The organism is Aeromonas sp., assembly GCF_050633025.1.
Lineage (GTDB): Bacteria > Pseudomonadota > Gammaproteobacteria > Enterobacterales > Aeromonadaceae > Aeromonas.
This window is the reverse complement of record NZ_JBODRQ010000114.1, coordinates 1-10,655: the sequence shown is the minus strand read 5'-3', so window position 1 is coordinate 10,655 and position 10,655 is coordinate 1. Positions and strand designations below refer to the sequence as shown.

11 protein-coding genes are annotated in these 10,655 nt (G+C 61.6%); 1 reads left to right on the top strand and 10 read right to left on the bottom strand.

Translation table 11 applies throughout. From position 1 onward, the window contains the following. The 9 genes from ACRAUW_RS14055 to ACRAUW_RS14015 all read right to left on the bottom strand — a co-directional run bounded on the left by ACRAUW_RS14055 (nt 1) and on the right by ACRAUW_RS14015 (nt 9,309). Entirely contained in the window at nt 1–1,221 is a 1,221-nt protein-coding gene (locus ACRAUW_RS14055; RefSeq protein WP_431362769.1) for a type II secretion system F family protein, read from the bottom strand. A 3-nt stretch (nt 1,222–1,224) separates the two neighbouring features. Continuing rightward, on the bottom strand, nt 1,225–2,934 hold the full coding sequence (mshE, locus tag ACRAUW_RS14050) for an MSHA fimbrial ATPase MshE (protein ID WP_431362768.1): 1,710 nt from the start codon (nt 2,932–2,934) through the stop codon (nt 1,225–1,227). Nucleotides 2,935–3,008: 74 nt separating this feature from the next. Then, nucleotides 3,009–4,103 (bottom strand): tetratricopeptide repeat protein, encoded by a 1,095-nt coding sequence (locus tag ACRAUW_RS14045; RefSeq protein ID WP_431362767.1) that lies wholly within the window; start codon nt 4,101–4,103, stop codon nt 3,009–3,011. After that, entirely contained in the window at nt 4,100–4,990 is an 891-nt protein-coding gene (mshM, locus tag ACRAUW_RS14040) for an MSHA fimbrial biogenesis protein MshM (protein ID WP_431362766.1), read from the bottom strand. The genes ACRAUW_RS14045 and mshM overlap by 4 nt, the downstream gene beginning before the upstream one ends. Before the next feature lie 92 nt (nt 4,991–5,082). Beyond that, on the bottom strand, nt 5,083–6,813 hold the full coding sequence (gene mshL, locus ACRAUW_RS14035) for a pilus (MSHA type) biogenesis protein MshL (RefSeq protein WP_431362765.1): 1,731 nt from the start codon (nt 6,811–6,813) through the stop codon (nt 5,083–5,085). A 70-nt stretch (nt 6,814–6,883) separates the two neighbouring features. Then, complete coding sequence (locus ACRAUW_RS14030) at nt 6,884–7,213, bottom strand: SctD/MshK family protein (RefSeq protein ID WP_431362764.1); 330 nt, start codon at nt 7,211–7,213, stop codon at nt 6,884–6,886. Next, a complete protein-coding gene (locus tag ACRAUW_RS14025) occupies nt 7,206–7,853 on the bottom strand; it encodes an MSHA biogenesis protein MshJ (RefSeq protein WP_431362763.1) in 648 nt (215 codons plus the stop codon). The genes ACRAUW_RS14030 and ACRAUW_RS14025 overlap by 8 nt, the downstream gene beginning before the upstream one ends. Continuing rightward, nucleotides 7,853–8,446 (bottom strand): PilN domain-containing protein, encoded by a 594-nt coding sequence (locus tag ACRAUW_RS14020; protein WP_431362762.1) that lies wholly within the window; start codon nt 8,444–8,446, stop codon nt 7,853–7,855. The genes ACRAUW_RS14025 and ACRAUW_RS14020 overlap by 1 nt, the downstream gene beginning before the upstream one ends. Next, on the bottom strand, nt 8,446–9,309 hold the full coding sequence (locus ACRAUW_RS14015) for an MSHA biogenesis protein MshI (protein ID WP_431362761.1): 864 nt from the start codon (nt 9,307–9,309) through the stop codon (nt 8,446–8,448). The genes ACRAUW_RS14020 and ACRAUW_RS14015 overlap by 1 nt, the downstream gene beginning before the upstream one ends. An 87-nt stretch (nt 9,310–9,396) precedes the next feature. Here ACRAUW_RS14015 and ACRAUW_RS14010 point away from each other — a divergent pair, with 87 nt between their 5' ends. Next, nucleotides 9,397–10,320: a 1-aminocyclopropane-1-carboxylate deaminase/D-cysteine desulfhydrase gene (locus ACRAUW_RS14010; protein WP_431362760.1), complete on the top strand. Its 924-nt coding sequence runs from the start codon at nt 9,397–9,399 to the stop codon at nt 10,318–10,320. A gap of 53 nt (nt 10,321–10,373) precedes the next feature. Here the strand turns inward: ACRAUW_RS14010 and ACRAUW_RS14005 are convergent. Further along, nucleotides 10,374–10,655, bottom strand: a 282-nt coding sequence (locus ACRAUW_RS14005) for an EAL domain-containing protein (RefSeq protein WP_431362759.1), incomplete at its 5' end; no start/stop codon positions are given.

Genomic DNA, 10,655 nt, shown 5'->3' with positions numbered 1-10,655 from the left:
TTACTTGCCGCGAACCGCGCTCATCATGTCCCACATGGGTGTGAAGATACCCAGCGCCAGGATCAGCACCATCACCGCCACGATCCCGATTAATATCGGCTCGATGCGGGCGGTGAGGCTCTTGAGGTCATAATCCACCTCCCGTTCGTAATACTCGGCCGCTTCATGGAGCAGGTCATCGACCTGACCGGTCTCCTCCCCCACGGCGATCATCTGCATCACCAGCGGGGTGAACAGGCCGCTGCTGCTGGCGGTGCGCAGCAGGCTCTCGCCCCGCTCGATACCGGCGCGCATATCCCGCACTCGCCCCGCCACATAGGCGTTATCCACCGCATCGGCCACCAGGGTCAGCGCCGTGTTCAGCGGCACCCCGGCTTTGAGCATCATGGAAAAACTGCGGGCAAAACGGGCCAGCAGGGAGCGCTCTATGATGGTGCCGACGATCGGCAACTTGAGCTGCCAGCGGTGCCAGGTCAGCTTGCCCTTGGTGGTGGCGACCCAGCGGCGCCAGCCAAACACCATCCCCACCAGAATGGCGAGCAGCAGCCACCAGTAGTGGACAAAAAAGTGGGAAGTGGCGAGCAGAATGCGGGTCGCCAGCGGCAACTCCACCCCGAATTTGGCAAACATGCCGGCAAACACCGGGATCACCATGATATTGAGGATCACCATGGCGATACCGATGGCGATCATCACGAAGCTGGGGTAGCGCATGGCGGTCTTGATCCGCTTGCGGGTCTCCAGCTCCAGCTCGAAATAGGTGGCAAGCTGCAGGAAGGCCTCTTCCAGCTGACCTGTGTTCTCACCCACATGGATGATGGCGACAAACAGGCTGCTGAATACCTTGGGGTGCGCCAGCATCGAGCTGGAGAGCGGACGACCGTTGCCGAGATCTTCCCCCAGCGAGTGAAGCGCCCGCTTGAGCGGCTTGCTGTGGGTGCTCTCCTCCAGCCCGGCGATGGCGCGCAGGATCGGGATCCCGGCCCGGGTCAGGGCATACATCTGGCGGCTGAAGATCACCAGCTCGTCCAGCTTGACTCCCCCTTCCAGCAACAATGACCAGTCGATGGCAGCAGATTTGGCCTTGCCCGGTTTGAGCTCGGTGGGCATCACGCCACGGCGCATCAGCTGCTCGGCGGCCGCCATCTCGTTGGCCGCTTCAACCACGCCACTGGTCGCGTTGCCCTGGCTGTCACGCCCCTTGTAGGCAAAGTTAGCCATCGCTTACCCCAAATCCTCGGCCAGTCGCAGCACCTCATCCACCGAGGTGATCCCCTGACGGGCATAATCGAGGGCAGTGAGGGCCAGCGGCCGGTAGTGTTCGTGTTGACGGGCCGCCTTGGCGAACCCTTCCGCATCGCTGCGGCGCAGGGCATCCATCATCGATTGATCCAGCTCCAGCAACTCGTAGACCCCGATCCGGCCGGAATAACCGGTAAAGTTGCAGCTCTGGCAACCCCGGCCCTGGTGATAGGTGTGTTGGCCAGGCGCCTCGCCGGAGAGCACGGTGAGCCAGGTGGCCTGCCCTTCGTCGGGCGCCTTCTCCTCGACGCAGTGCTCACATACCCGCCGCACCAGCCGCTGGGCGACCACCGCCCGCAGGGCGCTCGCCACCAGATAGCCGGGCGCCCCCATGTCGATAAGGCGCAAGGCACTGGTCACCGCATCATTGGTGTGCAAGGTGGTCAGCACCAGGTGACCAGTGATGGCGCCACGCAGGCCGATCTCTACCGTCTCGTTATCCCGCATCTCACCCACCAGCAGGATGTCCGGATCCTGACGCAGGGTGGAACGCAACACGTGGGAAAAAGTGAGACCGATCTTGGGGTTGACCTGCACCTGATTGACGCGGGAGAGACGGTACTCCACCGGGTCTTCTACCGTGATGATCTTGTTGCTGGACTGGTTGAGCTCGGAGAGGGCGCCGTAGAGCGTGGTGGTCTTGCCGCTGCCGGTCGGGCCAGTCACCAGGATCATCCCGTGCGGGCGTTTGAGCTGACGACGGAAGCGGGTCAGGATCTCCGGTGGCATGCCGGTCTCGGTCAGCGACAGGATGCCGGAGGATTGATCCAGCAGACGCATCACCACCGACTCGCCATACTGCACCGGCATGGTGGACATCCGCACATCCACATCGCGGCCGCGCACCTTCATGTTGAAACGGCCATCCTGCGGCAAGCGCTTCTCGGAGATATCGAGCCCGGCCACCAGCTTGAGACGCAGCACCAGCGCCTGGGCGATGCGCACCTCGTTGAGGATGTTCTCGTGGAGGATGCCGTCGATCCGCTGGCGAATGCGCAGCACCTTCTCGTCCGGCTCGATGTGGATATCCGACGCTCCCACCTGCACCGCATCCTCGAACAGGGAGCGCAGCAGCTTGGCCACCGTCGCCTCCCCCTCGTCGTTAGCCCCCAGATTGCTGGAGCCCAGCTCGAAGCCGGAGTCCTGATACTCCTCCTGCAGCTGTTCGGCGAAGCTCTCGATCTCGCGGGTACGGCGATAGAGACGGTCGAAATACTCCAGCAACTGCCCTTCACGCGCCACCGCCAGCACCATCTCACGGGGGCTGAGCAGGGCGGCGATGGCATCCAGCGCACTCAAGTCCGCCGGATCAGACATGGCCACCGTCACCTTGTCGTCGGTAAGGTTGACCGCCAGCGCCCGATAACGACGCGCCTGCACTTCGGGCAGCAGCGGCACCGCAGCGGCATCTATGGTGAGGTTGTTGAGATCGAAGAAGGGCACATCCAGCTGGCGGGCGAGGAACTGCAACAGCTGCACCTCGCTGATAAAGCCGAGGTCGATCAGGGTGGTGCCCAGCTTGCGGCCGGTCTGACGCTGCTGCTGCAGGGCAAGCTGCAGCTGATCATCAGAGATGATCTGCTCTTGTACCAGCAGGTCGCCGAGGCGCATTTTCAGTCTGGGTTGTGCCATGTTTGCTCCGATCTCTGTTACTTCACACCCGTTGCCGCATCCGATTCCACTTCGCTAATCGAACCTGCTGTTTATCAAGGGGTTAGTTGGCCAATTCGTTGTTCCAGCCAGTTGGTCGACGCCTCGCCGAGGTTGCCGTGCAGCAGGGCGTTGCGATAGGCATCGAGCGCCCGCTGACTGTGGCCCTGACCATCCTCGGCCACGCCGAGGCCAAGCCACCAGCGCCCCTGATCCGGCTGCTGGCGCAGCAGCTTCACATAGAGCGCCGCCGCATCGGCATTCTGGCCCAGCTCCTGAGTCAGCCCGGCCCAAGTCGCGTAATAGTCCATGTTGCTGGCGAGATCCGGCTGATAACCGGATAACCAGCCAAGCGCCTGCTGCTGCTGCCCCTCGCTGATGGCTAGGCGGGCCAGCAGCAGACGAAAATCGGCCTGCTGGGGATCGAGCCGGATCCCCTCCTCCAGCAGCTGACGCGCCTCGGTCAGGCGGCCCTCGCCGTAGAGCAAACCAGCCAGTTGCTCGCGCGCGCCCTGGTTGTAGGGGTCGTGGGCCAGCACCTGATAGTAGTTGTCCTGCGCATCCCGCAGGCTTCCCTTGGCCATGGCGGTAGTCGCCTTGCGCTCCGCCAGTGCCGCCAGCTCCTTGGCCGACAGCTCAACCGTCTCGATCTTCAATACGCTCGGTTTACGTGGCTCGCTGGCGACCGCCTGCTGCTCTGCCGCCAGTTCGGCGTAAAGCTCAGGCTGCAGCTCTTCATCGGTCGGCTCCGTCTCGTCAACATCGCTGGAGGCATCAAAGGGCGCACCGTCGGTCCCGTCGCCCGAGTCACTCTCGCCTGCCTCATCATTCACCTCATCCTGACTTGGCAGCGGCAGCGCGGCCGCCACCTCGACCGGCTCGGGCTGGCTGACGGGCGCGGCGGCCCTTGCCACCACATCGGGAGTCACCGCATCGGGGGCTAGCACTTCGCTGGCGGCCGTCACGGGTTGGGTCTGCTGCCAGTAGATCCAGGTTCGCCAACCGAGGATCCCGAGGGCCAGACCACACAGCAGGGTCAACAGCAGCATCCACCAGCCCTGTTTGCGGGCCGGTGCGACATAGACGGCAGCGCTCGCGGATCCTTGCTGGCGCCGGTCCAGATCTTTCAGCATCTGGTTGATGACGCTCATGGCCAGACTCCATAAGCCAGGGCACACCCCAGCAACAGTAACAGGGGCCACCAGCGCCGTGGCGCAAAGTGGCTGGCATCGTCGGTATCTCGAATGGCGAGCCGTACCAGACGGCTGTCGATCTGACGCACACCCTGACCATAGGCCAGCATCAGGCACTTCTGCGCCAGGATATTGATAAGTCTCGGGATCCCTCGCGATGCCCGCCACAGCAGACGCATGGCACGGCCGGCAAACAGCGGTGCCCCGCGGTAACCGGAGACCTGCAATCTGTGCTCCAGATAGGCGCGAGTCTCGTCAAAACGCAGCGGCCGCAGGCAGTAGGAGAAGCCAATCCGCTGGCGCAATTGGCGCAGATGCGGCTTGGCCAGTCGGGCATCCAGCTCGGGCTGGCCAAACAGCACGATCTGCAGCAGCTTGCTCGATTCGGTCTCGAGATTGCCGAACAGGCGGATCGCCTCCAGGGTCTCATCCGGCAGCGCTTGCGCCTCGTCGATCAGCACCACCACCCGACTGCCCTGCTGGTGCAGGCTGATCAGGTGACGATGGATACGATCGGTCAGATCCAGCTCGCTCTGATCCCGTACCGCCAACCCCAGCTCCAGCGCCAGCGCGATGCGCAGCTCGGCCGGAGTGAGGTGGGGATTGGGCAACCAGGCAAGCCGCACCGGACGCGCTTCCGAGCCCAGCTCGCTGAGCAACTTGCGGCAGAGCAGGGTCTTGCCGGTACCCACCTCGCCGGTCACCTTGATAAAGCCCTCCCCCTGCGCCAGTGCCCAGTTAAGCACCTGCAGCGCCTCTTCGTGCGGCGGCAGGCCGTAGTAGAAGCCGGTATTGGGAGTGAGGCTGAACGGTGCCTCCTGCAGGCCGAAGTGGGTCAGGTACATGAGACCTCACCTGCCACGGCAAGCAAGCTGCCTGTGCTGGCAAGGCAGCACAGGTCGTTCGGGATAAGGGTGACCGCCTCTGGTGTCATGGGTCAGCCCTTGGCCGGATACCACTTGTCGAGCAGCTCGGAGGATCGTTGCAGCTCGTTTTGCCAGGTGTCTTTCTCCACCACGGTCGGTTTGAGCATGATCACCAGCTCCACCTTCTTGGTGCTCTCGCGGCGGTTGGTAAAGGCTTCGCCCACCCAGGGAATATCCCCCAGCAGCGGCACCTTGCTGACGATCTCCTGCTTGTCGGTCTTCATCAGACCGCCGATGACGATGATGTCACCGTTATTGGCCTGCACCACGGTATCCGACTCGCGGATCGAGCTCTTGGCGAGCGGCAGGGTCATCTTGCCTCCCATTACGCCCAGGTCGATGCTCTTTTTTTGCTCTTCGGTATCAATCACCGACGGATGAATGTGAAGCAGCACCTTGCCCTGCTCATCAATCTGGGGAGTCACATCCAGCGCGATACCGGAGAAGAAGGGGGTCAACTCGACATTTGGCGTCCGCTCCGACCCCGTTGTGGTTGAAGTCACCGTCGTCGTCGCATTGGTGACGAAGTATTCGTCCGTCCCCACCTTGATCACCGCCTTCTGGTTGTTGGTCGCAGTGACGCGGGGGCTGGAGAGGGTATTCACATCACCCTGAGTCTTGAGCAGATTGACCGCCACATTGAAGTTGCCGTCAGTCATAGTGAAACCAGCCCCTCCACCAATTGCGTTAAAGATGGGATTGACTGCACCAACCAGACTCTCGCCAAGGGAGCCCCCCCCCTTAAGCAGGTTATAGGTCTGCTGACTCTCCGGGATATTAGGCGCCATCAGGTCTGGCTGAGCCACCTTGGGAATACCTTTATTTCCATCCCAACTGGCGGTCAAACCGCTCCAATCTACCCCCTGCTCATAACCTTCACTGAGAGCCACTTCCATAATTCGCGCTTCGAGTACGACCTGACGTTTTAAATGGCTTTCGGATTGAGTCAGGAATTCACGCACCGCTTTGAGCTCTTTCGGATAAGCGCGGATAGTGACCAAGCCTGCCTGTGGGCTGGTGATGACAGCCCGACCATCACCCGTGCCAATCAGGGTCTGCAAGGCGTCGCGCAGATCGGTCCAATAGTCGCTGTTGGTATCGGTCTCGATCCGGGTGCCGTTGCTATTGTCACCGCTCGAGCCGTTGCTGGATGAGCTGTTGCTGCCGCTGTTACTCGGCAAATTGTCAACACTACTGCCATTACTGCTATCACTGGTCGTCACCCCGCCGGTACTGACCGAGGAGCGGGAGAGGCCACGACGGGACATCATCAGATAGTTGACCGGGATGGTTTCGGTGCGCAGACCCGCCGGATAGATATGGAAGACATTGCCCTTGCGCTGCACGTCGAAGCCGTACATGTCGCCCACCACCGCCAGCACCTCCGGCAGGGTCACATCCTTGAGCTCGACGGAGACCAGCCCGGCCACCCCGGGGTGAACCGCCACGCTGTAGCGGGAGCCCTTGAACAGGGAACCGAAAAACTCCACCGCCTCCACGTCGTGAGCCGCGATACGCAGCCGCTTCTCCGGCATGCCGATCGGCATCTGCGGCCGGTTCAGCTGCAGCAATTCACTTTGCACCGATTTGGGCAAGGCGGTCAGAGGGGCAGCCTGTTTCTGCTGTTCGTTCATGGCCTGTTTGAGCGCATCCTTGGCCTGGGTCGGCTCGGGGTGCTGATACGTGGTACAGCCTGCAGCCATCATGGCCCCGGTGATCAGACAGAGACGGTGTTTTTTCATGTAATTAGGGCACCCTGACTTGCAATTAAACTCGATAAAGCCGATTCACCTCTCGAGAGGCAAGCACGACTCAAACCCGGATCTTGCTGGCAAACAGTGTTACCGCATGGCGTTTTCCCGCCTTTTCCAGCACCACGGCATCGGCATTGATGGCCACCAGCGTATAACCGTCCACCTGTTGCCCGACCCGATAACTCTTGCCATTGAGTACCGCCAGTGCCGGGCCATTGCCCAGCACCACACTCTGCAGCTTCGGCAAACCGACGCTGCTCTCGCCGGTCGCACGGGCACCAACCGCCGCATCCGCCAGTGGCGCGGTAGGATCCTGCAATACCTCGACCTGCTGTGCCTGAACCAGCAAGCTGAACATGCAACAGCACAACGCAAACACTCTAGCCACGGATAAACTCCTTGCTGGTACTCAGGGTGTAGATCTCCATCTCCACCACCGCGCCGGGATAGACTTTGACCTGATAGTCGAACTGCTTCCAGTAGAAGTGACGCGGCAAGGCTTCCAGCGCTTTAAGATATTGATACACATCGAAATAGCCGCCTTCAAGCTGAAGCCGGATACCATGCTTGTAGAGATTGACCTTCTGCTCTCCCGCCATCAGCGGGGTCGGCTCCAGCGAACTGAGGGACAGCATGTGAAGGTTGGCGGAACGGGAGAGCAGCGCCTCCAGCACCTGCGGCATCTCGTGCGCCGGGATCAGATCGACGGTCTGGGCCTTCAGCTCATCGTCGATCCGGGCCAGATCCGCGTCGACCTGCGCCAGCTGGTCGCGAACTCCCTGATTGGGATCCCGCTTGAGCCGAGCCTGTTTGCCGAGGTTTTCCAGCTCCATGATCTCGAGGTCGCGCTCGGCGGCACTCAGGGCCATGCGATCCTGCTGCAGGCGGGTATCGGCGCCATCGAGCCAACCGTAGAGTCCGGCCGCGCCCAGCAGTACCAGACCGGTCAGCAGGATCAATACCCGCTCCCGCTGGCTCAACACGGCGATACGCTGGCCCCATGCCTGCCATTGTGCTTTCAGGTTCATCAGGGTTTCTCCCGCGCGATGCCGCTCAACTGGAAGGTCAAACGGCCCTCCTTGTCACGGCCGAGGGTCAGTTCACCAAACTCCTTGCCTACCAGACTCGGGGTCTGCTTGAAGCGGTTGACCCAGGCCGGTACATCCTGACTGCGTCCGGCAAAGCCGGAGAGGTTGATCCGCCCTTCGTTGATCTCGATGCGCTGCAACGAGAGGTTGCTGTTGCGAATGCGGGAAAGATCCGCCATCACGCTGGCGTAGCCCTGGGATTTTTGCAGGGTCAGGCTGCCCAGCTGGCGCATCAGCCCCTGCTTGGCCGTCAGCTCATCCTGCTTGTTGACCAGTTGCTGTTGCAACCCAGGATCTGCCTGATGGCGCGCCAGCTCGGCATCGAGCCGCTGCGCCTCGCTGCGCTTGAGTTCCAGCTCGGCAGAGCGCTGCGCCAGCGCCAGGCTGACCTGTTGCTGCTGCCAGCTGTAACCAACACCCGTCAACAGGATCAGCAGCAGCGCAAAACCCCACACCAGCGCCATCTGATTGAGGCTGGCCCACTGCCGCTTGGGGCGAAACTCGGCGCCATAGAGGTTTATCTGACGTTTCATCACGCATCCTCCCCGATGGCGGCTGCGTAGGCCGAGAGGTATTCGACGCCGGCCAGCACCGCTTTGTTGGCCATGGCGGAGACAGCAAAGCCGAAGGTCTGCTCCATGTGGCGCACCAGAGTACCGATAAAGGGCGAGGCGACGGCAAACTGCATCTGCCCCAGCTCGGGCAATTTCAGCTGGCCCGCCAGATAGTCGAGGGAGCGCTGGATCTCCAGCGCCAGTGAATCGAGCTGCATGCTATCCGGTTCATGTTCGCCAGTCAGGCTGGTAAAACCGCGCAGCTGGCGGGAGAAGCAGAGCCCGCCCTGATGGAAGACCAGCAGCTGCAGATCCTGCCCCTTGGGCTGCCACAACAGCATGCGCACCGTCTCATCCGCGTCATAGAGAGAGGTCAGCGCCAATTCGTCGCTGATGATGGACTGCAGAGTGGCGATGCCGTTGATGGCATCGGCCAGCTGTTGCACACGGCTCTTGGGCAGGCAGATCACATTGATGCGCGGGCGACCGGCTGGCGGAATGGGCAAGTCCACATAATCCATCGCCAGTTGCAGCACGGGTTCGCTGACATAATCCTTGATGGCCCAGGGAAGCGCCCCCACCATCTCGGCGTCAGGTACGGCAGGCTTGTCGATCTGGATCTGTTGATAAAGGCTGGCGGCGAGAGCCACCCGCACTTTAGACTTGGCCAGACCATGACGGCTAAACAGCTCGTTGATGGCCACTGCCCACTCCTGTGGGCCTTTGATGGTGCGCGTCGCGAAGACGGGGGGATTGCCCACCGCAGCCAGCATGATCCTGTCATTGGCCAGTAACAGCCCGACCTGGCGGCTTGGCGTCGACCGTCTGAACAGTTGTTTCATGTAAGCCCGCCCATCAATATTGGTTAAATGTGAGAAATATTAACATAAACAGCAGATTAGCCTCCAGATTAAAAGACGGACTCACCATTGCAAGCCAGCCTTTCAACCGAGCCTGATGGCCATGCCACCCTGCCCTCCCCCCTGCAACGCCTCCACCATCCGTTGTTGAGCCGCTATGACGTCGAGCTCTGGTGCAAGCGGGATGATCTGATCCATCCGGCCATCTCCGGCAACAAGTGGCGCAAGCTCAAGTACCATTTGCTGCACGCCAGAGAGCACGGTAAGCAGCATCTGATCTCGTTTGGTGGCGCCTACTCCAACCATATCCATGCACTGGCGGCAGCAGGGTGCCAAGCTGGTCTTCGTACTACCGGTATCATACGGGGCGAAGCCGATGCCGTCAGCAACACCACCCTGATGGATGCCAGACGCTGGGGTATGGATCTCGTTTTTGTCGACCGCCAGAGTTACCGGCGACGGCAGGATCCCGACTGGCTGGCCCAATTCGATGCCCCCGATACCCTGATCGTGCCGGAAGGGGGTAGCAGCCCGCTGGCCATCCCCGGCGTGGCGGAACTGGTCGGCGAAGTACCCTTCTCGCCGGATCTCTGGGTACTTCCCTGCGCCAGCGGCGGCACTCTGGCGGGCCTGATCGCCGGCAAACGGGAGCGGGAGCAGATCCTCGCCATTGCAGTACTGAAAGGAGGCGGCTTTATCGCAGACGAGGTGTGTCGCCTCCATCCCGCGGCTGCCAATATCCCCGGCTGGCGCATCGCGCTCGATCACCACGATGGTGGCTACGCCAAATTCAGCCCGGCCCTCTGGCAGTGGGTGCAGGATTTCAGCGCCACGACCGGTCTGCCCCTTGAGCCCATCTACAGCGGCAAGGCGATGTGGGGGCTGTTTCGCGAGCTGACGGCAGGTCGCATCCCCCCCGGCAGCAAAATCGTCTTTATTCACACCGGCGGCATGCAGGGATTAACCGGACTGCGGGAACAGGGGCGACTGTAAGCCCCTGCTGAAAACAATAACGGCTCGCCCCAAAACCCCCTCCGTTATTTATCTCAAGCGCCGGTCGGTTCCAGCACTAACCGCTGGGGCTCTGCAAACCAGGGGCCTTGCCCGGCATGTACCCCGAGATGGCGCAGCGTCTTCCACTCATCGCCACTCGTCACTCCTACCGCCAGCACTCTGGTACGGGTATTGGCACAGCCACCCACCAGACTGCGAACCGCCATCTGGTTGACCTGGCGGGAGTGGATCTCCCGCACCAGACTGGGGTGCAGCTTGAGGAAGTTGATCTCGAACTCCTTGATGTACTGGGTGCTCACCACATCCTGACCGGC

What these genes read in the sequence shown, in the direction of transcription:
- ACRAUW_RS14020 (WP_431362762.1), bottom strand. Translation starts at nt 8,446, where the DNA reads ATGAAACGTCAGATAAACCTCTATGGCGCCGAGTTTCGCCCCAAGCGG.
- ACRAUW_RS14015 (WP_431362761.1), bottom strand. Translation starts at nt 9,309, where the DNA reads ATGAAACAACTGTTCAGACGGTCGACGCCAAGCCGCCAGGTCGGGCTG.
- mshL (WP_431362765.1), bottom strand. Translation starts at nt 6,813, where the DNA reads ATGAAAAAACACCGTCTCTGTCTGATCACCGGGGCCATGATGGCTGCA.
- ACRAUW_RS14025 (WP_431362763.1), bottom strand. Translation starts at nt 7,853, where the DNA reads ATGAACCTGAAAGCACAATGGCAGGCATGGGGCCAGCGTATCGCCGTG.
- mshM (WP_431362766.1), bottom strand. Translation starts at nt 4,990, where the DNA reads ATGTACCTGACCCACTTCGGCCTGCAGGAGGCACCGTTCAGCCTCACT.
- mshE (WP_431362768.1), bottom strand. Translation starts at nt 2,934, where the DNA reads ATGGCACAACCCAGACTGAAAATGCGCCTCGGCGACCTGCTGGTACAA.
- ACRAUW_RS14055 (WP_431362769.1), bottom strand. Translation starts at nt 1,221, where the DNA reads ATGGCTAACTTTGCCTACAAGGGGCGTGACAGCCAGGGCAACGCGACC.
- ACRAUW_RS14045 (WP_431362767.1), bottom strand. Translation starts at nt 4,103, where the DNA reads ATGAGCGTCATCAACCAGATGCTGAAAGATCTGGACCGGCGCCAGCAA.